Annotated in this window: 20 protein-coding genes; 10 read left to right on the top strand and 10 right to left on the bottom strand. The window is 70.4% G+C overall.

Annotated elements, in window-relative coordinates:
- The 3 genes from TOK_RS27720 to TOK_RS27710 form a co-directional block, all read left to right on the top strand.
- A partial coding sequence (locus TOK_RS27720) for a type IV secretory system conjugative DNA transfer family protein (RefSeq protein ID WP_253258679.1) occupies positions 1-1,327 on the top strand: 1,327 nt, incomplete at its 5' end.
- Between the two features lie 130 nt (positions 1,328-1,457).
- Complete coding sequence (locus tag TOK_RS27715; RefSeq protein ID WP_172457822.1) at positions 1,458-1,799, top strand: GntR family transcriptional regulator; 342 nt, start codon at positions 1,458-1,460, stop codon at positions 1,797-1,799.
- A 14-nt stretch (positions 1,800-1,813) separates the two neighbouring features.
- The gene (locus TOK_RS27710; protein ID WP_172457821.1) at positions 1,814-2,329 is read left to right on the top strand and encodes a GntR family transcriptional regulator; all 516 of its coding nucleotides are present in this window, start codon (positions 1,814-1,816) and stop codon (positions 2,327-2,329) included.
- Between the two features lie 27 nt (positions 2,330-2,356).
- Here TOK_RS27710 and TOK_RS27705 read toward each other — a convergent pair whose 3' ends face one another.
- From TOK_RS27705 to TOK_RS27695, 3 genes are all read right to left on the bottom strand, one after another.
- A complete protein-coding gene (locus TOK_RS27705; RefSeq protein WP_216362126.1) occupies positions 2,357-3,319 on the bottom strand; it encodes a site-specific integrase in 963 nt (320 codons plus the stop codon).
- A gap of 198 nt (positions 3,320-3,517) precedes the next feature.
- The gene (locus tag TOK_RS27700) at positions 3,518-4,768 is read right to left on the bottom strand and encodes a hypothetical protein (RefSeq protein WP_098960953.1); all 1,251 of its coding nucleotides are present in this window, start codon (positions 4,766-4,768) and stop codon (positions 3,518-3,520) included.
- A gap of 269 nt (positions 4,769-5,037) precedes the next feature.
- Positions 5,038-6,264 (bottom strand): IS110 family transposase, encoded by a 1,227-nt coding sequence (locus tag TOK_RS27695; protein WP_098960983.1) that lies wholly within the window; start codon positions 6,262-6,264, stop codon positions 5,038-5,040.
- 544 nt (positions 6,265-6,808) lie between these two features.
- Between TOK_RS27695 and TOK_RS27690 the strand changes: the two genes are divergently transcribed.
- Complete coding sequence (locus tag TOK_RS27690; RefSeq protein WP_141566580.1) at positions 6,809-7,579, top strand: ParA family protein; 771 nt, start codon at positions 6,809-6,811, stop codon at positions 7,577-7,579.
- 488 nt (positions 7,580-8,067) lie between these two features.
- Here TOK_RS27690 and TOK_RS32090 read toward each other — a convergent pair whose 3' ends face one another.
- From TOK_RS32090 to TOK_RS27675, 3 genes are all read right to left on the bottom strand, one after another.
- On the bottom strand, positions 8,068-9,132 hold the full coding sequence (locus TOK_RS32090; protein ID WP_141566579.1) for a hypothetical protein: 1,065 nt from the start codon (positions 9,130-9,132) through the stop codon (positions 8,068-8,070).
- 838 nt (positions 9,133-9,970) lie between these two features.
- Positions 9,971-10,777: a helix-turn-helix transcriptional regulator gene (locus tag TOK_RS27680; RefSeq protein WP_098960951.1), complete on the bottom strand. Its 807-nt coding sequence runs from the start codon at positions 10,775-10,777 to the stop codon at positions 9,971-9,973.
- Entirely contained in the window at positions 10,778-11,551 is a 774-nt protein-coding gene (locus tag TOK_RS27675; RefSeq protein WP_141566578.1) for a DUF6879 family protein, read from the bottom strand. It abuts the gene before it with no gap.
- A gap of 250 nt (positions 11,552-11,801) precedes the next feature.
- On the opposite strand from TOK_RS27675, the gene TOK_RS27670 reads away from it, so the two are divergent.
- The 4 genes from TOK_RS27670 to TOK_RS27650 all read left to right on the top strand — a co-directional run bounded on the left by TOK_RS27670 (position 11,802) and on the right by TOK_RS27650 (position 16,728).
- Positions 11,802-12,188 (top strand): hypothetical protein, encoded by a 387-nt coding sequence (locus tag TOK_RS27670; protein WP_141566577.1) that lies wholly within the window; start codon positions 11,802-11,804, stop codon positions 12,186-12,188.
- A gap of 590 nt (positions 12,189-12,778) precedes the next feature.
- Entirely contained in the window at positions 12,779-13,951 is a 1,173-nt protein-coding gene (locus TOK_RS27660; protein ID WP_098960947.1) for a hypothetical protein, read from the top strand.
- 165 nt (positions 13,952-14,116) lie between these two features.
- Complete coding sequence (locus tag TOK_RS27655) at positions 14,117-15,859, top strand: type IV secretory system conjugative DNA transfer family protein (protein WP_098960946.1); 1,743 nt, start codon at positions 14,117-14,119, stop codon at positions 15,857-15,859.
- Positions 15,856-16,728, top strand: a complete 873-nt coding sequence (locus TOK_RS27650) for a hypothetical protein (protein ID WP_098960945.1) — start codon at positions 15,856-15,858, stop codon at positions 16,726-16,728. The genes TOK_RS27655 and TOK_RS27650 overlap by 4 nt, the downstream gene beginning before the upstream one ends.
- Positions 16,729-16,939: 211 nt before the next feature.
- On the opposite strand, the gene TOK_RS27645 is transcribed toward TOK_RS27650, so the two are convergent.
- From TOK_RS27645 to pyrE, 3 genes are all read right to left on the bottom strand, one after another.
- On the bottom strand, positions 16,940-17,521 hold the full coding sequence (locus tag TOK_RS27645; RefSeq protein ID WP_172457820.1) for a hypothetical protein: 582 nt from the start codon (positions 17,519-17,521) through the stop codon (positions 16,940-16,942).
- A gap of 148 nt (positions 17,522-17,669) precedes the next feature.
- Positions 17,670-18,140 (bottom strand): helix-turn-helix domain-containing protein, encoded by a 471-nt coding sequence (locus TOK_RS27640; protein ID WP_141566576.1) that lies wholly within the window; start codon positions 18,138-18,140, stop codon positions 17,670-17,672.
- Between the two features lie 319 nt (positions 18,141-18,459).
- On the bottom strand, positions 18,460-18,987 hold the full coding sequence (pyrE, locus tag TOK_RS27635; RefSeq protein WP_216362125.1) for an orotate phosphoribosyltransferase: 528 nt from the start codon (positions 18,985-18,987) through the stop codon (positions 18,460-18,462).
- 222 nt (positions 18,988-19,209) lie between these two features.
- Between pyrE and TOK_RS27630 the strand changes: the two genes are divergently transcribed.
- Both TOK_RS27630 and TOK_RS27625 read left to right on the top strand, forming a co-directional pair.
- A complete protein-coding gene (locus tag TOK_RS27630) occupies positions 19,210-20,289 on the top strand; it encodes a MerR family transcriptional regulator (protein ID WP_098960941.1) in 1,080 nt (359 codons plus the stop codon).
- 226 nt (positions 20,290-20,515) lie between these two features.
- Positions 20,516-21,019, top strand: coding sequence for a hypothetical protein (locus TOK_RS27625; protein ID WP_098960940.1), 504 nt, complete (start codon positions 20,516-20,518; stop codon positions 21,017-21,019).
- Here the strand turns inward: TOK_RS27625 and mobF are convergent, their stop codons facing one another.
- A complete protein-coding gene (mobF, locus tag TOK_RS27620) occupies positions 21,020-25,789 on the bottom strand; it encodes a MobF family relaxase (protein WP_098960939.1) in 4,770 nt (1,589 codons plus the stop codon). It lies immediately after the preceding gene.
- Between the last annotated feature and the right edge of the window lie 248 nt (positions 25,790-26,037).

Genomic DNA, 26,037 nt, shown 5'->3' with positions numbered 1-26,037 from the left:
CCCCACCGGCACTCTGGCCCCGACCCAGTCGGGCAAGTCGCGGCGCGACCTCGTCCACAAAGCCCTCGCCGCGCCCGGGGCGCTGCTGTGCTCGACCACCAAACCCGACCTGCTCGAGTTCGCAGCACTGGCCCGGACCCGCCGCTACCTCGCCGGGCCCGTCCTGGTATTCGACGCCACCGCCGCCACCAGCTGGCCCGCACGGCTTCGCTGGTCCCCGATCCAGGGCTGCCACGACCTGCCCACCGCCTACCGGCGCGCGCACACCATGGTCGAGGCCTCCGCGGTCGCCGTCGAAGCCGGCGGCGGGGGCGGCGCAGGCAACGACCGGGTGTTCCGGGAACGCGCGACGTTCGTGCTCGCCGCCTACCTGCTCGCCGCCGCGCTCTACAACCGCGGGGTCGAGTCGCTGATCCGGTGGGCCACCACCAAACCCGCCGACCTCGAGCCCGTCTCCATGCTCAAACGTGACTACCCGCAGATCGCGGCCAACCTGGCATCAGAGATCGGGATGGTCGCGCGCACCGCCGACGCTGTGTGGATGTCGGTGCGGCGGGTCATCGAGCCCTTCCTCGACCCCCGGCTGCGTGAGCTGTGCTCCCCACCGCCCGGGGAGGGCTTCGACGCGCGGTCGTTCATCGGCCGGCAAGGCTCGGTGTTCCTCATCGCCGGCGAACACCAGGCCGCCCAGGCCACCCCGCTGCTCGCCGCATTCGCCGAGCACTGGCTCACCACCGCTCAGGAGATGGCGCTGGACTACCCGGCGCGGCGCCTGGACCCGCCGGCTACCGCGGTGCTCGACGAGCTCCCGAACGCCACCCCGATCCCTCAGCTGCCCGACATCGTCTCCGACTCCGCCGGCCGTGGTGTGGTGATCCACTGGGCGGCGCAGTCGCTGGCGCAACTCGAAGACACCTTCACCCCACCCCGGGCCCGGCAGCTGCTCGACAACACCACCACCCTCAGCGTGTGGGGCGGACTCAAGGACTCCCACGCCCTGGAATGGCTCTCCACCCTGGCCGGGCACCACGAGCAGGTCCGCGCCCAACACCAGAACGAGGGGTGGTGGAGCGGCGGCAGCCGCACCTCATACGGCGTCGAGACCGTCCCCACCCTGCGCCCCGGCGACCTGCGCACGCTGCAACGCGGACAGGTCCTCGTGCTGCACCGGGCACTGCGCCCGTTCCTGGCCCGCACCGTCGACATCGCCCAACGCCCCGACTGGGCGCAACTACGCGGCGACGTCGAAACGGTCCGGAGCGGGGCTATGGCCGTTGATGGCTTTGGCTTCGCCCAGACCAGCCGCGACACCCCCCTCACCAGGTAGGGCGCGCGACCAAAGCCGACGCCCCACCACCTCGCACCACCGTCTGCCAGGCACTCGGGGAAGTGACCGGTGGAATCTCTACCAAATTGCTCCGGCGCACTGGTACTCTTGTCTGATGGACGCTAGCAGCGTGACGAACGATCTCCGGCGCAGGCTTGCCGCCCGCGAATGGGCTCCGGGCGAGCAGATCGACACCTTTCGCATGATCCAGCAGAAATACGGCATCAGCGGTGTCAGCGGCGTCCAGAATGCGCTCGCGCCGCTGATCCAGGAAGGGCTGCTCGAGGGTCGGCAGGGCCGCGGCACTTACGTCCTGCGCCTGCCGAGCCCGACGCCGGAGCCCACATCGGCCGAGCAGGCGCGCGCCCAGGCCGACGCCCCACCACCTCGCACCACCGTCTGCCAGGCACTCGGGGAAGTGACCGGTGGAATCTCTACCAAATTGCTCCGGCGCACTGGTACTCTTGTCTGATGGACGCTAGCAGCGTGACGAACGATCTCCGGCGCAGGCTTGCCGCCCGCGAATGGGCTCCGGGCGAGCAGATCGACACCTTTCGCATGATCCAGCAGAAATACGGCATCAGCGGTGTCAGCGGCGTCCAGAATGCGCTCGCGCCGCTGATCCAGGAAGGGCTGCTCGAGGGTCGGCAGGGCCGCGGCACTTACGTCCTGCGCCTGCCGAGCCCGACGCCGGAGCCCACATCGGCCGAGCAGGCGCGCGCCCAGATTGATCAGGCCATCAGTGAGCTCGCCCGGCTCTGCCATGCCCTCACCGCACCGAGAGATCATCTCGCACGACTCGCGGCGGCCGAGGCGGCCGACGTCGATCCCGTTCAGGTCCGTGTGCACGATGACGGGCGCTGGGCGATCCGCGGCGCGAGCGAGCCGCAGTGGTCGGTCCAGATCTCTGACGAAGCCGTGCCGATCCGCGTCGGCGATGACCGATTCGGACCCGGGTGGCGAGAGCTGACTCTGCACCCGGGCGCACCGGTCAACGTGTGACCAGAGGCAATTGACCGGGACGGGGCGTCAGCCGCGACGGCGAGGACTGGACAGCGTTTCGGTGGCCTCGTGGACGGCGGCAAGGCCAGGCTTGACGTAGCGCTGTACGGATCGCAGGGACTTGTGACCGGTCTTGGCCATGATGATGGCGGCGGAGACGTTGGCCTCGCCGAGGTGAGTGGCTGAGCTGTGCCGGAGCTGGTGTAGCCGGAGCCCGTCCCCGTGATGGGCGAGCAGGATGCGGGCGCGGTCGTAGCCCAACCGGACTCGACCGGTCTCTGAGCAGATGTCTTTCGGGTCGGTCGTGGCCAGACGGTGCGGGCCAGGCCGGTGTTCAGACAGGAACAGCGGCCCGCTCTGCCTGCCGGCGATCAGTCTCGGCAGCAAATGGGCGGTGTCGGTGCCCCACGTGATCCACATGATGTTGCCGCCCTTGGCCACGATGCGGGCCTGCTTGTTGGGGAGGTCCAGGTCTTGGATGTCGAGTGCGAGCACCGCGCTGGCGCGGGAGGCGGATTCGTAGAGCATCCGCCACAGCGTCTTCTCCCTCAGTGGCACGTCCCGCCGCCGGCACAGCCGGTCGATCCGTGAGCGGGACACGGCTTTGGTGTCGTCGTTGTTCTCCCGCCGGCGCTCGGTCGCGACAGGCAGGGCGGGGCCTGTCCAGTGTTGCTTGTCCGCACACCAGCTCAGCCATGAACCGACCGCGGCACGGTTGCGGTTCCACGTCGCCGGGCGTGCCTCGCTCCAGAGCGCGGCCAGCGCCCCGCCGATCTCGTCGTCGTCCACACCCGCAAGCGGTCGGCCGAAGCCGAGGTGTTGGCCGGTCCGGTCGAGCACGTTGGTGTAGGCGCGCAGAGTGTTGGGGTTGCCCTTGACCTTCGGGGAATCGAGGAAGGCGTCGATCGCGGCGCGCACGGTCGGCCCGCCGACCTTGCCGTCGCCAGGCGCGAACCGCCGGTTGTCGATCTTCGTCACGGTCGCCGCCATCGCCGAACCTCACACCCCGATCGACCTACCGGATAACGTGCGCGAGTGACGCACTGGTCGGCGCCACGGACGCCCAGCGTGCCGAGCCTCGTTGTGGATCACATTACCGGATAATGGCCTGTTATCCGGTAGGTTTGGTTTCCCTACACCGCGAACCCGACCGAACCAGCGCGGACCGCTCCCCCTGTAAGAGTTGGGTCATTTCTCCCTCGCCTGCGTGTCCGCGTGCTCGCGGCGCAGCTCAGCCAGCTCGGTGCGTAGCCGCTCGGCCGCGGCCACTGCATCATCGGCACGGGCGCGCTGGTCAGCCAGCCTCTCGGCGGCGTGCTCACGATCGGCGTCGCTCTGACGACGAGCCGCCTCCAACTGCGCGGTGGCTGTGGCCAGCTCGGTGCGGACCTGCCCGATGACAGCCCGCTCCTCCTCGACGACGCCGCGCGCGGCCTCCAGCTCGCCCCGCACCCGATCGGCGGAGTCGCGGGCCGCCCCCAGCTTCGCGGTGGCCGTGGCCAGCTCGGTGCGGACCTGCCCGATGGCAGCCCGCTCCTCCTCAAGGACGGCGCGGGCCGCGTCCAGCTCCCCGACCAGCCGGGCACGCTCGGCGGCGAGGTCGGCCGCCTCCTGCTTGGCGCGCTCCAGCTCCCCACGCAAATCCTCAGCCCGGGTGCGGGCCTGCTCCAGCTCGGCGGCGAAAGCCGCGGCCCGCTCACCAGTGCGCTCCAGCTCCCTGCGCACCGCCACCAGCGTCTGCTCGGCGTCGTCGGCGCGTTGGCGCTGCTGGCCAGCCACCTGCTCGGCGGCCGCCTGGGCAGCCAGGGCCTCGACGCGCGCGGCGTCGGCGGTCTCCTCGTTCTCCAGCGCCGTCTCGGCCACCGCCTCCGCCGCGACACGAGCAGCCTCGGCCGCCTCGGCCTCCTGCGCGCTCGCGCGAGCCGCAGCACGGGCGGCGTCCCGGTCGGCCTCGGCCGCGTCGACCAGCGCCCGACTCGACCGCTCCACGGCCGCGATCTCGGCTGCCGCCTGCTCCTGGTCGGCGACGGTGCGGGCCGCGACCTCCAGGCGCTCGACGAGCCCCGGCAGCGTGCCGAGCGTGGCCTGGACGTGCGCGAGCACCTGCCCGTAGGTCTGCCGGGCCGCCGTCACCGGCTTGTCGCTGTGCTCCCCTGACTCCTGCGCTGCTAAGCCCGACGATGGGCCGACTCCCCCGCTGCCCGGTGCGGGAACCGTGATCCGCCCACGCTTGGCCAGCGACTTGTTGAGCCGCGTGTGCCGCAGCCCGTCCACCCACTCCTCGCACACCACCTTCGGCCGGCCGCCGCCCGCCGACTGCGGAACCTCGTTCGGGCAGCCCCGGAACCAGCAGCGCCCCCGCTCCGGCGGGTCGGGCCAGGCAGCTGTCTCGGCCACCGCGTCGGCGCTGGCGGGGGACTCGGGCGGCGGCGTCGTCATGCCTCCATCCTCTCAGGTTTTGTATTGTTTCGTCAATTGTATAGCATATCGTTTTTGTATAGTATCAAACGATACGATACGCTGGCCACAAGTGGCAGGTATCGGACGCACGAGCTCCCTCACCGTGGGGTGTTCGTGGGGAGAGAAGCCGCCGGGGGGGCCCGCGGCCCCCCCTCCCCTCGCCAGAACCGCGGGCCAACTCCTCCCTGCCGTCTCGGCTGCTGCCGGCGGGGGGAGGTCGGGACGCGGGGGGTGTCTCTATGGGGTTGTCAAGCGGCTGCGGCCACTGGTGGCAGCGTCGGGACGCTCGGTGGTGCGTAGGGGCGCCGGTCGCGGAGCATGGCGTAGATGACGTCGGTGCGGCGGCGAGCGAGGCAGATCAGAGCGGCGTTGTGTCGCTTCCCGGCGGCGCGTTTGCGGTCGTAGTAGGCGCGGCTGACCGGATCGGCAAGGCTGGCGAATGCCGACAAGAACAGCGCCGACTTCAGGGCGTGGTTACCGCGCTGGGACCGCGTCTCGCCCTTGATCGAGCTGCCGGAGCGGCGGGTGACCGGGGCCAGGCCCGCGTAGGCGGCGAGGTGACCGGCGGTGGGGAACGCGGCACCGTCTCCGACGATGGTGAGGATCTTCAGTGCGGTCCTGAACCCGAGGCCGGGCATCGAGGTCAGGACCCCGGCAAGAGGGTGGGCCTCCAGCAGGTCCTCGAGCTCGGCGGCCAGGCTGTCTCGTTCAACGCGGACCTCGCGCAACTGGGCGGCGACCCCGGCGATCACCCGGCCGAACGCGGCGGTGCCCGGGACGACGACTGTCTGAGTGTCGAGCGCGGCCAGGATCATGGCAGGAAGTGTCGTGGCCAGCCGTGGGGAACGCGGACGCATGGTGGCGGCGATCCCGGCCTCGCCGAGGTCGCGCAGGGCCTGCGGGGTCGGGGCGGCGGCGAGCAGATCGAGCACCCCGCCGCGGTCCATCCGTGGTCCGAGCAGGCGTTCCAGGGCCGGGTGGACGTGGAGCAGAGCATCGCGCAGCCGGTTTGTCAGCCGTGTCGACTGGGCGGCGAGGTCGTCGTCGTAGCCGGCCAGCACGGAGAGCTCGGCGAGGGTCTCGTCATCGGTGCTGACCCGGCGCAGGGTGTGGGGCATGGTGCGGGCGGCGTCGGCGATGACGTGGGCATCGCGGGCGTCGGTCTTGCTCTGGCCAGGATGCAGGTCAGCGATGCGACGCATCGCCAACCCAGGCAGGTAGGCCACCTCGATGCCCAGCGAGCGGGCCACGGCGACGGCAAGCGCACCGATCGAGGCAGGCTGATCGACCACGACCAGCGTCCGGCCGTGGGCGGCGAGGCGGGTGAAGACCTCGGTCAGCGCGGCCTCGTCGTTGGGCAACGGTTTGTCGTGCAGCCGCTTCCCCGTCCGGTCCAGTGCGCAGGCGTGATGCACCGACTTGCCCACGTCCAGGCCGCAGAACACCTCGAAGCCGGTGTTGTCGGGTTCGGACAAGACGGTCTCCTCGCTCGTCGCCACAGGCCGACCGGGACGCCCGCGCCGGCAGCCACGTTACGAGCAGACCACGCAAGCGGGTCAGGTCTCTATAAGCGGTCGTTGGCGCCCGCCGGCCACGGTGACAACACCCCCCAGATCATCGACAACAGGGGCAACGAGTCATGCCGTGGCCGGTGGCCTGCAAGCCCTCACCGGGCTTGATCAAGAAGGTAACGGGGGGGGTCGGGACGCGGGAGGGCCTGCGCGCGTGTGGAGCCCCCCGCGATCCGGTCGCGTGGGCGCGATGGCGAGGTTGGGGCGCGCGGCACGTCGGGCCGCCCCCCGAGGTTGCAGACGTGCGCCCGCTCGCTTCAGACGGATCCATGGCCTGAGCTGGATGTTGCACTGCAACTTAGTATCAGTTCGACATTGTTATTACGTAACAAAGACACAGTGTGTCTTAGTTGGAGTGTTGCTGCGACACGCTGTAAAACAGCAACCTGGTTGCTTTGCAACGATGTTGCTGTGATGCTTCGCGTCCGTGAGCGCAGCCTCGATCTGTATGGCGATGTTCAAGGGTGGCGTTGGCAAGTCGACGTCAGCAGTGAACGTGGCGGCCGCGCTAGCGCGCCGCGGGCATCGCACGCTGCTAGTCGACTGCGACCCTCAAGCCAACGCCACCGAGATGTTCATCAGCGAAGACGAGGTCGAGTTCGACCTGCGCTCGATCATCGCTGAGCGTGTGCCGGTCGAGAAGGTCATCCGCGAGACCCGGGTGGCCGGGCTCGATGTGCTGCCGGCAAGCTTCGACCTTGCCTACTTGGACAAGGAGTTGGTGGTCTCGCCAGCAGGGGTAACACGGATCGGGCGGGCACTCCGCGATGTACGCGACGACTACAGCTACGTCGTGTTCGATACCGGCCCGAATCTGTCGCATCTCACCTTGGGTGCGCTCGCGGCCTCCGAGCACATCGTCATCCCGGTCTCGGCCACGGTGTGGGCCACGACCGGGCTGCGCAAGTTCGTGCGCTGGATCGACCAGCACCGAGACGACGAGGTGCTCGCCGCGCAACTGCTCGGACTCGTAGCCACGATGGTGCAGCCTCGTACTCGCATCGGCCAGGCTCTGCTCGATGACCTGGCGAGCTCGCCGTTCCCAACGTTCCGCACCTGGATCCCGCGGCGGATCGCCGCCGAGGACGCTGCGATGGATCACGCGGTGGTGGGGGACCTGGGCATGGACCGCTCGTTAGGGCTCGCCTACAACGACCTGACCGGTGAGCTGGTCACGCGGGTACAGGAGCTCCAGACGGCGGCGCGTCATGCCAGGTAAGACACGATTCGGCTCAGGGTCGCTGATCGGGCCAGTGCCACCGCTGCCCGATGAGGAGGAGGAGCCGGCGCCACCACTGAGCCTGCCCACACCCGCCGACCAGGGCCCCGATCCCACCTCGGGTCAACCTGCCACCGCCACAGCACAGCAAGCAGCACGAACCCCGCCGGCGGAGCCTGGCCGCAGCGGCCGCAGCGGGCCCCCGGCGACACTGCGGCTCAACGAACAAGCCGGCGCTGCACTCTGGGACGCGTTCGTAGCAGCCAAGCAGGCCGACCCATTCCTGTCCTACCGGCAGTTCGCCAGCGCAGTGGTGCTCCAAGGACTACACCGACAGCAGCCATGAACAGTGTGTTGCGGTGTTGCAGTGCAACACCGCAACATACATTTCGGTGGCAGCCCGTCGCCGCGTCCACGCAAGGGGTAGAGCCACCCCGCCGCCGCGACGCGTTCGTGGCCGCCGCTGCGGGCCTGCTCCAGCGTGGCGATCAGGCGCGGCCTGCGTCTCGGCTGGCCTTGAGAGCTCGTAGATGCTCGGCCACGGCCTCCCGGGCGGCTCTCTGGGCATTGGAGACTTTCGGCAGGTGCCGGGGCGCTGCATCACCAGCCGCTTGATCGAGTAGCTGTTCCAGGCGCTCGGCCTGCCGCTTGCGGTAGCCGCCGCGGTGTCCAGTGACCCGGGCAGGAAGCTCGGCGAGACGCCCACGCCATGGCTTGAGGCGGTAGCCCATGATCCTGAGGACGTCAGAGGCGTTCTCAGTGACCGGACCCCGGTGGGCAGTAGGCCGGTCAGGGTGATGGTCGAGGGCGTGCAGCAGTCCTGCCACGCACATTCCGGCGTCCCACCAGGGCTTCAACAGAGCCCGGGCACGCCAGAGTGGCGCACGTCCAGAATCGGGGCCGTCGAGGCCCATTCTGTGGAGCAGGCACTGAGCTGCGGTGTTCCGTTCCGAAGGGGAGTCGGGGATCTGGAAAACAGGCCAGTCAAGCACTGGTTGACACGCCGGGTAGTTCCGTGTGCCGCCCGTCAAGGGCTTAGTTCCTACGAGAGATTCGGGGAGGTCGCCACTTTCATCCACAGAGGACGGCCTGGAAGGGGGGAGCGGCTGCGCCACAGCAGGTTGCGGCTGGTTGGTGACCAGCGCGTAGGTGGGCGTGCGGTTCTGGTCGCTTCCGAGGAACTCTGCGGACGCACCGGCTTCCACGACCACGACGAGCCCGACGTCACGAGCCCACGCAAGCACTCGCGACACAGTCCGCGGCGCGCGAGAACCGGCGACGCCCAGCCGTTCTGCCGCCAGGCCGGTGACCAGGCCGGTGGACCAGTCCATCGCACACACAAGCTGACGCAGGATCTGCGTCCAGCTGTGCCGCTTGTCAGCGCGCCAGTCTTCAGCATCGACGAGCTCGTCCACGCGGTGCAGCGCCTCAGCCTGGTCGACGAGAACCCGCCAACCGGTGTCGATGAAGCTGCGCCATCCCGGGTGGGGGGCCCACTGCCCGGCCTGGACCCGGCGCCGAGCACGGTCGCGGCCGTACGCGAGTGCGCGCACGGCCGCGCGGGTGACCTGGCGGCCTGCTGTTCCCGGTGGCGTCCGCCGGCCGGGCGCCACCGAATCGGGGGTGCGCGCCGCCCGGCCACGCGGCGTCCTGGGTGGCCGGGTGCCCTCCCGCCGGAGCCCGGGCGGCCCGATGACGCCGAAGCGTTCGGGATCCACCACGGTTCCGGCCGCCCCATGGACGACGCACCTGTCGGTCTCGGCGCTGGTGGCGAGCACGAAGCTGCCCTGCTCGTAGCAGGGTTGGCACCAGCCGGTGGGGAAGAGCTGAGCGGAGTCGTCGTGTCGAACTCGCGCATCGCCCTGCCCAAGATGTATCTTGGACACGCGAAAGCGGCCCTTCTCGAAGAGGGTTCTGAGTAAGGCCCGGCAGAAGCCGGGGTATGACGTCGCGGGTGGTGCCCCACGACGTACGAGCTAGACGAGGCGGCCCTTGCCGGGGCCGCCTCGTTCTGTTTCTAGGAGGCCTTCAAAGGCAACTCCTCCTGGGCAGCCATCATTCGCTCGCGCAGTTCGGACTGGTGACGCAGCCCGATACGGATCAACTCGCCGACTGCGTCGCTGTACGACAGGTCGTACTCCTCAGCGAGGGCTCGAACCTCTGCGCCGTCAGTCTCTGGGATACGGGTCACGAAGAGGTCGCGGGGGCCCTTGGAGGGTCGCCCGCCGCCAGCCGGGGCAGAGCGCTTCGCCATGGCGGTGATAGTGCCGCAGTTTCTGATACACCCGACCGCCGACACGCCGTCGCTACCCAAACTGATCGAGTGAAGTGTCGCTAGCCACAAGGCCAGCGCTTGGGCATAGACGTCGCTGGGACACCCGTCATCAGCGATCAGTCTTTGTGTGCGGCACGGATGTCGTGGAGGACTGCGCGCGCGTCCGAGTCGTAAATGGCCGCTTGGTCGAGTCGGTCGAACCAGTGGCGGTGCCGGTCGATGTCCACTCGCTCGTCCAGGAACGCGGTACCCACGATGGTCTCGTTGGTCGCCATCCGATCGCCGTACAGGTGGAACGAGGGGGGGAGCGGAGGCACCGGCCGTCCGTGGGGGAGCACACCGAGGCGCACGTTCGGGCGTCGCGACAGCTCGATGAGGTGCTCGAGCTGCTCGCGCATCACCGCTTTAGAGCCGATCACCATGCGCAGTACCCCTTCCGGGAGGAGCTGCATCACGGTGCGGTCTTGGTCGTCGAGCAGGGCGAGCCGGGCTCGACGAGCCTGGGCCCAGGCCTCGTCCGGTTCTCGCTCGATGACAGCAAGCGTGTAGGACCACGACTGCATCAGGCCGGGCACGATCTCAGCCTGCCAGGAGCGGATCTCGCGGCACTGCTCCTCCACAGCCAGGATCCGCCGCTGCGCGTCTGCGCCTTTGCGGACAATGCGGGTCTGGCGTGTGACCGTGAGGTCCGCGATCGCTCGGCATAGCTTGACCAACTCAGTGCGCTGTGCGGCGGTCGCCTTGAGCGCGCGCGCGTACCGCTCCGCGACGTCGGGCAAGGGTGTTCGCTGGCCGTGCTCGGCCTTGCTGATGCTGCCTTGGCTCAGCCCGGACCTGGCCGCGGCTTCGGTCTGGGTGAGGTCACCGCGGATCTCTACAAGCAGCTGGGAGATCCGATCACGACCGGATCTAGGTGGAGGCATCTAGGCAGCTCGACTCGGTTGGGCGTGGTGGTACTCGGTGTGGCGCAGCCACCAGGACTCCCACGGCTCGGCCGCGTCCCAGAGTCGGCGGGCGTCGGCGCGGTAGGCCTCGGCACGTTCGTCGGCGGCGCCGATGTAGGCGCCGCCGACGAACGTGCCGTCGGACTGGTAGATCACCGGGACGACGATACGGTTAACCACCCAGTAGTCACCGGCGCCCAGTAGCTGCGGAATGTCGTGCTCGCCGCGGCGCAGCACCCGGATCCGCTCGTGGACGCTGTTGAGCGCGTAGCCGCGCTGGCAGGCATACAGCTCGTAGTCGGTCAGCCTCTCAGACAGAATCCGGACCCGGCAGTGCGTGATCCCCGCAGCCTTGTCGCGGGCGAGCTCGTCGAGCCAATCCTGCTTGGCCGCCGGCGGCGGGTCCCCGGCCAACCAGGCCAGGAAGTCTGCACTCTTGCGGCTGTAGGCCGGGAGTTGCTCGAGCCGGAACCGCCAGTCCCCACGGCAGTGGACATTGTCGTCCATGAACCGGCCTAGCGTCGCAAGATCCATCAGCCCGCACGGGACCCAACGCGGCTGAGTTCCGAGCAGCTCGTGGTCGGGGTTGTACTCGCCGGCAAGCTCTGCACGAGCAACATCGTCAACGTCGTCGCGCACGACCACGAACGCTTCCTCTCGCCCGGGCAGCGTGTGCACGCCCGGGCAGTCATTCCGGTCCGGTGAGTCCTTCGTCCCAGCTGTGGTGATCACCGTGCGATGGCTGGCGAGCATGGCGGCCCCCTCATGGCGCAGCAGGTCTCTAGGCGGATCCGAGTGTCCGCAGCACCCTGCCTCCTAGTCAACCGTGACAGGAATACCGCCCACACCAACCTAGCAAATATTCCGCTCACGCTTGCATAAGAGCGTTGAGCTGGGTCATGCTGGATCACGGACCGGCCCTGACAAACAGGAGCCTCGGCGGAGCTCTGACCCTCCGCCGAGGCCGTGGGCCTTATCCATCCGATGCGAAGGAGTCGACCCGATGAACAGGATGTCAGCCGCGCGCCGGGCACCGGTGGCGGTGCCATGTGCCCCCGATGCCGAGCGCATGTTCCCGGCGGATAAGTCCGCGACCGACCAGGCGCCGACCGTAGGGGAACGGGCCGTGTTTGCGGTGCGCGCCAGATTCACCCGCCTGATCCGGCGCACCCTCAGCTGGCCAGCACACCGGCTCGACGCTCAGGACGCCCGCGCCTACAACCGCGGGTGGACGGTCACCAGCGGCAAGTTCGGTTCACGTACCTACCGCGACCCGCGCTGGGATCATGTCGAGGAACTGCGTGCCGAACACCTGCGTGATGAGGCCGCGACCGGCTCGCGACCGGACCTCGCCCCGGCGCAGCGCGACGCTCGGGCTGTGCTCCGATGAGCCGGGACCCTCGCTCAGCCTCATCCCGCAGGCGCACGCTCCCGGCGCCGCGAACTGGGGCTTCCTCGATCACGTCGGCGGTCGATGAGCTGGCCCACGATGTCGAGGACCGTGAGGTGCTCGCGGGCCGGCCGCGCGGCCGCTACGTCGCGGTCTGTGGCGCCGTGGTGGTCCCTGCCTCGCTGACCGCTCCCGATGGTCGTTCGTGCCGATCGTGCGCGGCCCTGCGGTGCATCGAGCTCACCGATCCCGAGGGGGAGCGCCCCGCGCGGGCGGCCCGTCGCGCGCAATCGCGGTGGTTGGCGACGTGCTCGGCGATCATGCGCGGAACGCTGCACCGCCGCGCGGTGGCGTGGTCGTGACCGCCTCCGCCACACCAGGCCACCTCCGGCCCACTCCACCGCCACAACGGCCCCTGCTGGCGTGCACCGCGTGCGGCCACGCCTTCACTCCGACCGTCAGCGACATCGCCCAGCTCAGCGCGACCGGATGCCCGAACTGCCAGGGCTGGACCTGGCTGGTGTCCCTCTCCGCTGCACCCGTGTCTGATCCCGCTCCCGCACCTCGCGGCCGCGACGAGGAGACCCGCCATGTCTGACCTGCTGATCAGCGCCCTGCAGAGGGCCGACGACAAGACCCCGATCAACGGTGCCCGCCGCCGCGGCGCCGCGGCCGCGGTGGGGCCCGCGGAGGACTCGGACACGGCGTCCGCAGCGACCCTGGCAGCCGCGCACGATCACGACGTCGCGCAGGGCCGCGACTCGGCGAATGCCAGGAAGATCCGCGCGATGCGCGAGACGATCGAACTTCGCACCGCGACCGCCGGCTACCACCGCGAACTCGCGGTGCTGCAGCGCGACCGGTCCCGGCTCGAGGTGCTCTCGGCCACCGAGGAGCGGCTGGAACGACGCGCCGCCCGGCGGGTCCGCGGCCTGAGCCGGCGCCACGACGTCGCCACCGCGGTCGCCGCCGCGCGCCTCGACGGCCGCGGGCGCCGCGCGGAGCGCCAGCTCGCCCGCGCCGACGCCACCGACCAGGTCTGGCAGCGCCGCGCGCTGGCCCGCCGCCGCCGCCTGCTCGACCCCACCTCGCGCCTGGCCTCGCTGCAGCGCACCCACGTCGGGGTCAGCCTCGTGCTGATGGCCGTTGCGATCGCCGGCATCGCGTGGACCTCGATGGGAGTGCACGACGCGCTCGTCGGCCCGGACGGCACCCCACTGGCCTACATCGTCGAGCCGCTGTTCTCCATGCCGCTGCTGGTGATCATGACCCTGCACGCCCGCGCCGCGCAGTGGGGCCGGACCTTCCCCGCCCCCGAGAACCGCACCAGGATCCGGCTGCTGGAAGCCTTCCTGCTGCTGGCCACGATGACGATCAACGCCGCACCCGTGCTCCCGGTCCTCGGGACCTGGCACAACGTCACGACCCTGCTGGGCCACCTCGCGCCACCGGTGCTGATCGTCGTCGCGATCGTCCTGCAGCCGCTGGCCGCGGCGTTCCTCGCGACCATCCTCGAGGAAGCTCACGTCGACGTCGCCGACGCGGGCAGCACCCGGCTCGCAGCCGACACCGTCGACACCCTCACCCTCGTCACCAAGGTCCGCGCCGCGATCGCGAGCGGGGAGCTGGAGCTGTGGGCCCAGACCGGGCTGCCCAGCGTCGAGGCGATCCGCCGCTACTTCGGCTGCGAGAAGCGCCGCGCCCAGGGCGTGCACGACGCGCTCAAGCTGCTGGCCGCTGGCGACAGCGCCAACCCCGGCTGACCAGCGCCGAGAACCCGATGTTGCCTGTCGGGGTCGAGCGCAGCGCCTGTGATCGCGGCCCGTGCTCGACCCCGGCAGGGTCCACCCGGTTCACCGCACGCAGCACGGCAGGGGCAGGACTGGGCCTCCCGCCCCCGCCGCTAGACACAAGGGAACGGAGCCCTCATGTCCGCGGACAAGAATGCCCGACACGTTGAGGTCAAGGCCGGTGGGCTGGGCCTGGCGTGTGGTGGGCTGACCGCCATGATCGACACGTTGCCGTTTCACGACGCCGCGGCGCTGTCCACGGTCGGTGACGTCACCGCGTTCGGCTACACCACCAGCGCCCTGCTGCTCGGCGGGGCGATCGCGCACAACCGGTGGCGGCACATGCCCCACAAGCGGCTCCAGCGCGAGCTCGGCGACGACGGCTGGCTCAACCGCTTCGACCTGCGCGACTCCGCCGGGGCCGCCGCGATGCGCCGCCAGGCCGCGTTCCTGCGCTCCGACCTCACCGCCCACCCAGCTCGACGCCGCCGACCCGCCGTGACGGAGTTCGCCACCCACGTCGGCAAGATCGTGTCGGGACCGTTCTGGATGCGCGGGCGCAGCGTCTACAGCCCGCACTCGCGCGGCACTCTGGTCCTGGGCCCGCAGGGCTCAGGAAAGTCATCGTGGCTGGTCCACAAGGTGTTCGACTTCCCCGGCGGGGTCTATGTCAGCTCGACCAAGCCCGAGCTCGCGGTCATGGCCGCCGCCGCACGCGCCCGCCGCGGCCCGGTGCACGTGTTCAACCCCGCCAACATCGGCGGGCTCGCCAGTTCATTCGGCTGGGACCCGGTGCAGGGCTGTGACGACCAGGCCGTCGCGGACGCCCAGGCGTGGGCGCTGGTGCGCGGCGGTGGGGGAGCCCACGGGGTCGAGCGCAGCGACTTCTGGGCCCAGAAGGCCCAGGAGATCATCCGCTGCTACCTGATGGCGGCCGCCCTGGCCGGCTACGACATGGGCGCGGTCCACTACTGGGCCACCAAGCCCGACGACCCGACCCCGGTCGGCATCCTCGAAACCCACCCCGACCGGGCCCCGGCCGCGTGGGTCGGCACCTTCAAGACCCACCTGGCCGCCAGCCCCAACACCCGCACCGGCTACTTCGCCACCGTCGTGAGCTGCGTCGGGTTCATGGACAACCCGACCGTGGCCGCGGCGTGTCGACCCGCGCCCGGGCAGACCTTCGACATCCACGACTTCCTGCGCGGCGGCGCCTTGTTCGTGATCGCCGGGGACGACAAGCGGCTCTCCCCACTGATCACGGCCCTGACCGAGCACGTGTTCCGGCAGGCGAAGATCGCCGCGGCGGCCTGCCCGGGTGGACGGCTCCCGAGGGGGCTGGCGATGATCCTCGACGAGGTCGCCCAGACCACCCCGGTCCCGCTCGACAAATGGGCCGCCGACAGCCGCGGCTGGGGCATCGACGTCACCGCGGTCGTCCAGGACCTCGCGCAGCTGCGCACCACCTGGGGCCCGGACCGGGCCAAGACGATCTACGCCAACCTGCCGACCAAGATCGTGCTGCCCGGCGTGGCCAGCAAGGACGACCTGGAGGAGCTCGCCTACCTCGCCGGGAAACGCCACGTGCAGAAGCTCTCCCACGGCGAGTCGGTTCAAGACGGCGCCGGTCTGCTCGGCCGCCGCTCGGTGAGCACCACCCGCCACCTCACCCTCGAACCGGTCATCACCGGCGAGACGATCTACGGGCTCCCGCCCTGGCACGCCTACGTGCTCGGCCTGGCCCGACGTGCTGTCGTGGTGAAGTTCGAACCCGGCCACAAACGCGCCCGCCGCGTGCAGCACCCGCTCAACCAGCCCACCCACGACCAGCCCCACGACCCCTTCCTGCCACCGCTCGACCACGCCGGAGCCACCACATGAACACCGCACCCGACGGGGGACCGGCCAACCCGCGGCCCGGCCGCGACCGCCAGCTCGTCGACGTCGCCGCAGACCTGCGCCGGGTCCGTGACGACGTCAACCGCCTCCGCACGACCGTGGGCGATCTCGCCGGCACGGTCGCGGAGTTCGGCCCCCAGCTCCTCGATGTCCAACGCGACCTCAACGGCCTCCGCGGACTGGTCGACGAGCTCGCCGCCGCCACGCAGGCGACGGAGAACCCGCCCGCGGACTGGTTCACAATGTCCGCCGCCGACGCCGAGCAAGCATGGGTCGCACTCGGCGACTGGGTGCATGGCGTCCTCGCCGGCTGGTACCAGATCACCCGCGCCCAACTCCCCGACTGCTGGGCGCTGCACCGCCCCGCGTTCTTGCAGGTGGCCTGGCTGCACACCAGCCACACCCAGGCATATCTACCGGCCAGCCACCCCAACCAGGCCGCCGAGTGGAACACCCGCTGGCTCGACGCAGCACTGGAGAAGGTGCGCCGCCACATCCCCGAGTCACGCTGCCGCGCGGTCACCGGCGGCCCCGGCGAGCACCTGATCGATCACCTCGAGACCGCCCAGCACGGGCGCGACGGCGGTCCCGGACTGCCGTACCCAACAGCCAGCGAGGCCTCGCCCTACCCGAACCCCTACGACCAGCAGTACCCAACCCAGCCACACCAACAGCGCTCACCGGACTGGGCCGAACAGGAAGTGATCCGGGCCGACTACTGGGGCGGGTACTTCACCCAGGCCATGCAAGCCGACCTGGCCTGGCGCCGCGGCCGTGACGAGCAGCTGGCCACGCAGAACACCGAGACCGAGACCAGGCAGCAGCCCAGCGACGACCCGCCGCCGCGCTGATCCCGAGCTCGACCTCGCCCCCGGCCGCCACGACGCCGGATTACGCGGCGAAGGGGGCCGTTGACCTGCGCCATGGGATTCCGTTCAGCGCCTGGTTGCCGGTAATTCTGGGGTTCACCTACACTCTGTATTAGCCGCTGCTCTGCGGAGCAGTCGGAAGTGAGCCTGGGAAGTTCCCGCCGGACGACGGGGTCCCAGGCTCGCGGCATGTCTAGGCGTCATACACGACAAGGGTCGTCGCGAACATGTCCAGGTAGGCCGGCTCACCAGCCAGCTGCGAGCCCATCGCACCTGCCACTACGTCCGGCACCCACAGCAGAGCGTCGTTCGGACCTGGGACGTGGTAGATCCGCAGGTCAGACGTGAGCGCCTTCTGCCGCCGGAGCCCGTTCAGAAGCTCCATGTCACCGGTGTTCTGCTTCTTCTCCCGCGACTCCAGGTAGACATCGGTGACCCCCGCGGTGTGCAGCTCGGGCAGAAGCCTCGCCATACACAGCCGGCGGCGCCGTTCCGACGACGCGTCCTTGTCGACCTTGACCACGATGGTGTGCATCATCGGCAACGCAGCGATCGAGGAGGCGATCCGCCGCCGGCGCGGAGCGCCTTCATCGCGCCAGTGCAGCTTCTTCTGGCCCTTCAGTCGCAGAGCAGCCACGGCAGCGCGGGCGGCGTGCAGCTCATCGGTCTCGATCACGGCGGCGGCGAGCAGGTAGGTACCGGCCGCGAACCGTGGATCGGGCTCGGACTCGTCGACGTAGGCGCACCACCCCATAGAGTGACCATGGTCCCCCACCGAGTATCTGCTGTTGATCGCAGGTCCGCGGTCTCTGTGTGCTGGTGCCGGGGACCACCGCACGGCCCCACATCGGAAGGCAGCCAGGAAGGCGTAACGCAAGGCCCGCCGTGTCGGCCGCGGTTGGTGACGGCCACATCTCCTCCGTCTACAGGAACGACGTGTTCTCGGTGCGCCTCAACTCCTCGTCTGAGCCTTTGCCCTCGGCCTTGAGCAGGACCTCGACAATCGCGCTCACCGCCTGTCGCGCGCCCGGCGAGAGTCGCGCAACGCGCAGCATCATCGCCCGCAGGTGACCGTCGCGTAGGACGATGCGCTCCCGCAGCTCGCCGGCGTCGAGGTCGGCCGGCTCGTCTTCCCAGAAGAAGGCGGGCGAGACCTCGAAGAAGCGAGCAAGGTCTTTCAGGTAGCGCTGAGACGGCTCGGTCCGCTCGCCGTTGAGGATCTTCAGGATGTAGACGCTGCTGATCTCGCCGCCGTTGTCCTCGATCCAGCGCGCGACTTCAGCCGCGGAATATGGCTTGTCCTCGATGCTGCGAATGTTCTGAAACAGGTAGTTCAGCCGCTCGGGAACCGTACCGCGGGGGTTGGCGACCCGGCCTCGCCGCGCACTGGCCACACCCCCACCGTCCAGCATCCCAGCCTGGTCCCTGGCCACCTCGTCACCGGCCAACGACGTTGCAGCGAGCCCACGCCGGATCCGGTCCAAACCCCACAGCAGACACCGCGGCAGCAGTCATAATCACGGGAGTCTGTATAGCAGACAACCAGCGTCATCAGTACTGACGTACTGAGACTGGCTTCTTAGTTGAACTAGCGGTGCGCGATGCTCACCGGCACCTTCACTGGGATCGACGCGCCGACCTGACAACCCGGTCGGGGATGGCCAACGCCCCCACAAGGTCACCGGCTCGCCCACGAACGCCGGCGTCGCAACGCTAGGAAGCCGCAGAACGTAGCTCCGCGGCGCTGAACAGCGCGGTCATCGTGAGACCGAGGTCAGCCAACTTCTCAGCGCCGCCCTCTTCTCGATCGACAACGCACAGGACGTGGTCGACGACGGCCCCTCGCTCCCGCAGATCCGTTGTCGAGATCGCCACCTGCCCACCGGAGGTGACGACGTCCTCCACGACCAGGACCCGTCGACCGTCGATCTCGGCACCCTCGGCGAGGCGCCGCGTCCCATAGGACTTCGCAGCCTTCCGGACGAACGCGACGGGGAGCCCGGTGGACAGGCCGAGCGCGGTGGCGATCGGTACCCCGCCCAGCTCCAGACCCGCCAATACCTCAGTCCCTGCAGGCACCCGGTCAGCTGCCTCGGCTGCGATCGCCCGCAGGAGCACCGGGTTCGACTCGAAGCGGTACTTGTCGAAGTACTCCGTCGCGGACCTGCCTGATCGGAGCGCGAACGTGCCCGTCAGATGCGATGCCCGGAAGATTGCGGCGGCCAGCTCTTGACGGTTCACGCAGGCCATCGTCCCTCAGCACGTGTCACGTCCTGCCCGCCACCACCGTCATCGTCAACCGGCCACCGAATGCTTGCCCCTGACTTCCCCCTGACACGCCAGCGGGGGCTATTTCTCCTCGTGCTACGACACGGCGGGTCGGGGCGCTGGTGCTTGACCCGGCCCCTGGGGCCGGGCCGAGGGTTCGTCTTGTCGCCGGGAAGCGCCCGGCGTGGAGGTGACGTGGACCTGCTCACAACTGGTGCCTTCGCCCGGGCGAGTGGCCTGACCCGCAAGGCACTACGGCTCTACGACGACCTCGGGCTGCTGCGACCCGCGGTCGTCGACGAGTCGACTGGTTACCGCTATTACCACCGCGACCAGCTCGCGTTGGCCGCTCTCGTGGCCTGGCTGCGGCGGGCCGGGATGCCACTGGCTCGCATCCGCCCCGTCTGCGACCTCGCTCCTGCCCACGCAGACGATGCGATCCGCACATGGTGGGCCGAGACCGAGCGCGACGTCCGTGCCCGCCGGGCCCTGGTCCACGACCTCCTGTCCACATTCCACGCTCAGGAGGACGACATGGCGACATCGACGCCACCGCTCACGTTCGAAGCTGCCGCCGCGACTGACCGCGGTCTTGTACGGCCTGACGACCTCGACCGGGCCTCGGCCGGACCCGACCACCTCGCCGTGTCAGACGGGTTCGGCCCGTCGGGCGCTCAGGTGAGCGCGGCGCTGGTCGCAGCCATCGCGGACCTGGGCGGTGACCTCGAGCCCGGGGAGGCGCTCGAGCGCCTGCACGGGCTGGTCGCCGCCGCCGCGCAGAAGATCGAGGATCCCGACGCCGGCGCCACCGTCACTGCCCTGGTGCGGTGCGGCGCCGGGCGGCTCGCGCTGGTGCATGTCGGTGACTCCCGGGCCTACCTGCTCCGCGACGGGAGGTTGACCCGGTTGACCCACGACCACACCCTCGTCCGGTCGATGGTCGAGGCCGGCGAGCTCACCGAGGCTGAGGCCGCATCGCACCCGCGACGCAGCGTTCTGCTACGAGCCGTCGGCCCTGGTGACGACGTCGAACCTGACTTGGGCCAGCACATGGTGTGCGCGGGCGACCGGCTCCTGCTCGCCACCGACGGACTCCACGGTGTCGTCGCCGCCGAGGCGATCGCCGGAGTGCTGCGAGACGCTCCGACCCCTACCCGCGCTGTTGCGCAGCTGCTCGACCTCGCGGTCGCCGCCGGCGCGCCGGACAACATCGCGGTCGGGGTCGCGGACGTCACCGAACAACGCCGGGACCGCGGCCGCGGCCGCCGCTGCTAGCGGCGCCACAGTTCCGGATCGGGCACGTGTCGACCGGGCCTCGACGAGATGAAGAGGCACGGACCTGCGAGACGCGACTCCCCTCGATCCACGCCTGGCCACGGCGAGGGGCAGAGCCAGATGCCGGTTGCTCTGTCCCAGCGGCTGACGTGGCCGTGAGTGTCGGTGATCGCCTCTACCATCAAGGGTTGTCTCAGGACCCCCGACGTGGAGGAGGCCCATCGCCATGCCGGTGGAGATCAATGCTCGGTACTTCGACCCGAACGACCCGGACGACTACCTCGCGCGCCGCTTCGCCGCAGGGCCGTCGCCGGCGGCCGCGGCCGCGGTGGCGTCAGTGTCTCCGTGGGTCGAGCCTGACTACGCCTCCATCCCGTCCGATGGTGACCTGCCGTGGGATGCGGACGAGCGGAAGCTGGTGTGGCCGGGACCAGCCATGATCATGCCCGCCGGGCTGCTGCCTGACGGCCGGCCCTACAGCCGCGACGAGCGCGACAACGCGACCAGGATCTGCGGTGAGGTCGTGACCTCCGGGGTGGAAGCCCACGGGGTGGTCCGGGCGTACGACCGCCAGCAGAAGGCGCTCCGCGCTCAGGCTGGCCTGCCGTGGGCGGTGCGGGGTGCGAACGGCTTGGAGGACTTGCCGGAGACGCTGCGTGTGATCGCGCGGCTGCACCGTGAGGAACTGGTCCGCCGCCAGCGCGCGCACCGGTTGCGCTGGGGCGGCTGATCAGTCCAGGTCCAGGCCCCAGTCCTCGGTCTGTTCCTGCCCCAGCTCGATCTGCGCTCCGGCCCGGCTGTGCTCGTGGCCGGTGGTCCGCTCCGGAGCGTGGATGCTCTGGTCGCGTTCGGCCTGGTCGCGCCGGGTCCGGTCGGCCTCGATGGCCTCGACGCCGTGGCGGTGGCGCTCCGCGGCGCGGACCGGCTCGGCGGCCTCGCGCTGCTCCCGGATGGCCTGTGCCAGGCGGGCCTGCTGGCGGGCTTCGGCCAGGCTGACCCGCACCTCGGTGTCGCCCTGGCCGGGCTCGACCGCCGGGCCTTCGCCGCGTTCGGGGGTCTCGGTCTCGACCCGCAGCGGCTGCGCGCCGACGCGGGCCTCTTCGGAGAGCTCGAACAGCGCCAGCTGGTTCTTGTCCGCGCGGTCCGGTTCGGCCAGGGCCCGCTCGTCGCGCCCGCGGTCGGCGGCCGCGGCCTGGTCCACCGCCTGGTCCACCGATCGCTCGGCCGACGTCGACGCCCGCCCGGCCGCTGCCCCGGTCAGCTCCGTCGCCTGCTCGTCGGCAGTCGGCTCGACCTCGACCGGCTGGGACTGGCCGACCAGACGGTCCCGCCAGCGCTGCCACCACCCCACGGTCTCGGCCGCCTCGGCCTCGACACCAGGACGCGCCTCGACCTCATCCCGGTCAACGCTCATGGGCTCACCGGCCGCGGCCTCGCGGGCCTGGGGCTCGACCGCCTGCTCCTGGTCCGGCTCGGCCGTGGCCGGCTGCTGCTCAGCCGCGATGCCGAACAGCTCCAGCTGCTCCGGTTCGCCCGTGAGCGTCAGGGTCGGGTCGGCGACGTCGCGGCGCTCCAGCTCCTGCCCGGCCAGCTGGTCGCGCACCCGGGCGTCCTCGGTGGCGGCGAACCAGTCCTGGCGGGCCTGGTGCACGGTCTCCAGCTGCCGGGCGCGCTCGGTGTAGTCGCGGGCCAGCCGCTCGGCACGCTCGACATCGACCCGCGTCGTCTCGTACTCCGGGGCATCGACGTCGAGCGTCGCCAGCTCTGCGGCGTAGAGGACCGCGTCCTGCCGGTAGCCCTCGGCCACCGTGTAGGCCGCGGCCATCTCATCGGCGACGAACGGCGGCGCCCAGGTCTGCTCCCGCTGCCAGCGGGCCTGCATCTCACGCAGCTCGGCGTCGGTGGCCGTGGCCAGGTCCAGCGCGTCGACCGGGCGTCCCAGCGCGGCGTGCGCCTGCTGCCACAGCGCGCGGCGGAACTCCTGCTCCCGGCTGGGCGCGACACCGATCGACACCTGCTCCGGCGAGACCGCCGACAGCTCCCGGTACGCGGCCACGATCCCGGCCCGACGCACCCACTCCGCCCGCTGACCCGACTCGACCGGCGGCGCGCCCAGGTACTCGACCGCCCACTCCGGCAGGTCCTCGGCCGCGCGCTCACCGAGCTCGTGTTGGCGGTCGCTGGCCAGCACCGCCATCTCCTGCAGCCACTGGCCCACCGGCCCCGCGATCGGCGGGCCCAGCGTGGTCCAGTCGCCGGCCTCGACCTGCTGTTCGGGCATCCGCTGGTCGGTCAGCAGCCGCACCCGGTAGCGCAGCACGTCGGTGACGCTGTCGACGTCGTCGAGGCTGCGCGCGTTCACCGCCGCGACCAGCACCTTCTCGACGTCGTGCCCGGCCATCTCGGCCTCGCGCAGCGTGCGCATCAGCCGACCCCACCCGTGCTCGCGCTGCGCCGCCACAAGGTGCCCGATACCGCCCTGCGCGGTGTCGACCTGCGCGGTGTCGACCTGCGCGGTGTCGACCTGCGCGGTGTCACCGAGCAGACCGGCCAGCATGTCGCTGTAGCGGTACTCGGCCCACTCACGCGACACGAGGTCCCACTGCGTGCCGATCCAGGCCAGGCTCTGGCCCTCCTCGACCGCCGCGCGGTGCTCGAGCTCGGCGGCGCGGGCCGGGTCGGTGTTGTCCAGGATGTTGGCCAGGGCGGTGACCGGGTCCAGCGCCAGCCGCTCGGGCTCGTGCGCATCCGGGGCCCGCTCGGTGGTCAGGTAGGCGGTGTTGCGTTCCCGGCCCCGGGTCAACGCCACGTAGGCGTCCTCGCGGCTCGACGCCACGCCGAGCAGGTTGTGCGAGGTGTCCACGGTGCGGCCCTGCGCGGTGTGGATCGTGCCCGCGTAGCCGAGCGTCACATGCTCACGCACGTAGTCCGGGGGCAGGTAGGCCGTCGCACCGTCGCGGGTGTCCGCGACCAGCCGCCCGCGCTCGTCGACACCGCGCACGGTGTAGATCTCGCGGTTGACGACCATGCCGCGCCCGCCGCGCACCTCGATCTCGTAGTCGTTACGGAGAGCCTGGATGACATCGCCAACGCTGATCGCGTTCTCATCGCTGCCCATGGCCAGCACCCGGGTGTCGACGCGACCCAGCGCAACCAGCTGCTCCCGAACGGCACGAGACAGGTCCGCGGCCTCGGGGTTGGTCCCGACGATCAGCAGTGAGTCCTGCCCGGCGAGGGTGTCGGCGAGGTAGCCGCGTACCGCGGCCTCCTGCATCTGTTCGACCGTGCCCCCGCGCAACCTACCGCGGTCCTCGTACTCGCCGATGACGCTGGTGTCCCCGACCCGCAACCGGATGCTGGCCTGCTTCTCCCAGTCCGCGGAGAACCGCCGCACCGCCTCCAGCTCGTACGCGCCGTTGTCGGTGGCCAGCAGATCCAGCAGGCCACCAGCCCCCACCGCGCCGAGCTGGTGGTGATCACCGGTGTAGAGCAGCTTCCCCCCGCCGGCCTCGACCAGCGCGCTGATCCGGGCCAGCTCGTCGGTGCCCGACATCCCGGCCTCGTCCAGCACGAACAGGTCACCGGGACGCACCTGATCGCGGACCACGCCGCTCGCGTCCGGGGAGAACCGGGCCAGGAACTGGAAGGTGTTGATCGCCTCCAGCCCTTCCTCGTTCAGCACATCCGCCGCGCGCTGCGAGGTCGCCAGCCCCAGCACCCGCCCACCGGTGTGCTCGCTCCACACCGTCGCCAGCGTGGCCACGGTGAAGCTCTTCCCGGTGCCCGCCGGGCCGATCAGCACATCCCCGGCCCGCCCGGACGAGACCACCCCGAGCACCGCGGCCCGCTGGTCCTCGGTCAGCGTGGTCGCCGCCAGCTCGACGCGCAGCACCTCCAGCTCCGGGCCGCTGATGGCCGGCGCGGTCAGCTGCCGCGCCCCGACCACGATGCGCCGCTCGGTCTCCAGGTGCGCCTCGGTCGTGTACACCTCGTCCAGGTGCGGCCGGTACACCAGCCGCCCGTCCTCCGGACGCTGCAACGCCACCGGCACCTGCACCAGGTCGGCCGCGCTCAGCACCAGAACACCGAACCCGTTGCCCGCACACACAGCCTCGCGCGCCAGCTCCTCGAGGTAGGCCGGGCGCTCCTCCGGCGAGCAGGGAGCGTGCAGCACGTGGCGGTCCACCGCCGCGATCAGGTTCCCCAGCGTCCACGTCGCATACCGCGACTGCACGTCCAGCACCGCGGCAGCCACGATCGCGGCCCGGTCGCTCTGGTCAGGCATCATCGCGACGTCCGGGTGACCCTCGCGCGCCACCTCAGCGGCCGCGGCCTCGACCTGATCCAGCATCGCGACCAGCCGTCCTGCGCGCTGCTCCCCCCACGCGCGCAACGCCTGGGGCCCGGACTCCGGGCCCTTCGCCTGCCGCGTCTCCAACGTCGCCATCTGCATGATCGCCTTGCGCGCCGCCGGGCTCGGCTCGTACCCGTGCCGGTCCACGTACGCCTCGACAAGTTCAGTGGCGCGCTCCTGCACCTGCGCGCGACGGGTCGACGCCTCCGCGACCAGCGACGAGTCCACACCCAGGATCTCGCGGGCCTTACCGTCCGGCCGCGTCGCGAACACCACCCCGAGACCAGCGGTGAGCTTGTCCTCCAGCGCCCGCTCGTAGGCGACCGCCACCGCCTCCTTGATCGGGCGGAACCCCTTCGCGTCCAGCGCCCGGATCACCCCGTCGCTGACCGTCTCGGCCCGGTTCAGCACCGCCGCATGACAGTGCAGCTGCGGCTCGTTCGACCGGCTCGTCGAGTGATCGAACTTGATCACCGCGAGCCCGGTGGCGCGCTCGTAGCGGCCGACCGAACGCCCACCCATCGTCTTGCCGTGATAGCCCGCCCGCACGTACGCGCCGTGCTCCTCCAGGTGCCCCAGCGCCACGTCCACGGCCTCACGGTGCGCCTGCAGCACCGTCTCCGCCTCGGCGTGCGCGCCCGCCGCGACCAACGCGGTGTAGTACACGCTGACGCTCTTCACCGGGCTGAACGTGAAGTCGTAGTAGGCGACGGCCTTGCGGCCGTCGGTGCGCGCGGCGAGCTCGATCTCCTTGATCCGCTCCGGCGTCGCGTCCGGCTCCCGCTCCAGCGCGGCCGCCACCCGGGCGTCGTAGTCCTTGAACTGTCGCGGTGCCCGGCCCAGGAAATCGTCGGTGTCCGGGTGCTTCAACTCCCCGAAAACCTTCCGCACATCCTCAGCGGTGGCCGCGCTCCCCGCGACCATCCCGACCATGCCCAGCCCGCTGCCGTACCACCGCCCCGGGGCCTCCCCGTGCTCCTGCGCCGACAGGAAGTAGCCCGCCGCGTCCTGCGTCAGACCGGCGCCCTTCTCGACCTCCTGGCCGTGCGCCTGGTTGCGCTCCTGAGCGTGTGCGTGCTCGGCGCAGCCTGACCCCTTCAACAGGTACTCGACCGCCCCAGCAGACACGGCGGTGATCCGGAGCACGAGATCAGCTTACCCGACCAACCCCATGATCATTAACTAATGCATAGGTGTGTTGGTTTGGAAGCGGTGGCGGATGTGAGGGCGAGGAGGAGCGGGCGAGTCGAGGAAGTCGTGAGGGAGCGGGTGTGCTGGCGAGGTGTGAGGTGGTGATGGGAGAGACGTGGAGCGGCGAGGAGGGACAGAAGGAGGGTGAGTGTCGAGCGACATGGAAATGTCAGTGACGGCGCCAGGGCGTGTCAGTGAATGAC

The sequence above is a fragment of the Pseudonocardia sp. N23 genome (assembly GCF_002583555.1).
GTDB lineage: Bacteria > Actinomycetota > Actinomycetes > Mycobacteriales > Pseudonocardiaceae > Pseudonocardia.
This window is presented reverse-complemented; position numbering and strand designations above follow the sequence as displayed.

Coding starts and splice junctions, on each gene's coding strand:
- TOK_RS27705 (WP_216362126.1), bottom strand. CDS start 3,319: ATGGCGGCGACCGTGACGAAGATCGACAACCGGCGGTTCGCGCCTGGC.
- TOK_RS27700 (WP_098960953.1), bottom strand. CDS start 4,768: ATGACGACGCCGCCGCCCGAGTCCCCCGCCAGCGCCGACGCGGTGGCC.
- TOK_RS27690 (WP_141566580.1), top strand. CDS start 6,809: ATGGCGATGTTCAAGGGTGGCGTTGGCAAGTCGACGTCAGCAGTGAAC.
- TOK_RS27680 (WP_098960951.1), bottom strand. CDS start 10,777: ATGCCTCCACCTAGATCCGGTCGTGATCGGATCTCCCAGCTGCTTGTA.
- TOK_RS27675 (WP_141566578.1), bottom strand. CDS start 11,551: ATGCTCGCCAGCCATCGCACGGTGATCACCACAGCTGGGACGAAGGAC.
- TOK_RS27670 (WP_141566577.1), top strand. CDS start 11,802: ATGAACAGGATGTCAGCCGCGCGCCGGGCACCGGTGGCGGTGCCATGT.
- TOK_RS27660 (WP_098960947.1), top strand. CDS start 12,779: ATGTCTGACCTGCTGATCAGCGCCCTGCAGAGGGCCGACGACAAGACC.
- TOK_RS27655 (WP_098960946.1), top strand. CDS start 14,117: ATGTCCGCGGACAAGAATGCCCGACACGTTGAGGTCAAGGCCGGTGGG.
- TOK_RS27650 (WP_098960945.1), top strand. CDS start 15,856: ATGAACACCGCACCCGACGGGGGACCGGCCAACCCGCGGCCCGGCCGC.
- TOK_RS27625 (WP_098960940.1), top strand. CDS start 20,516: ATGCCGGTGGAGATCAATGCTCGGTACTTCGACCCGAACGACCCGGAC.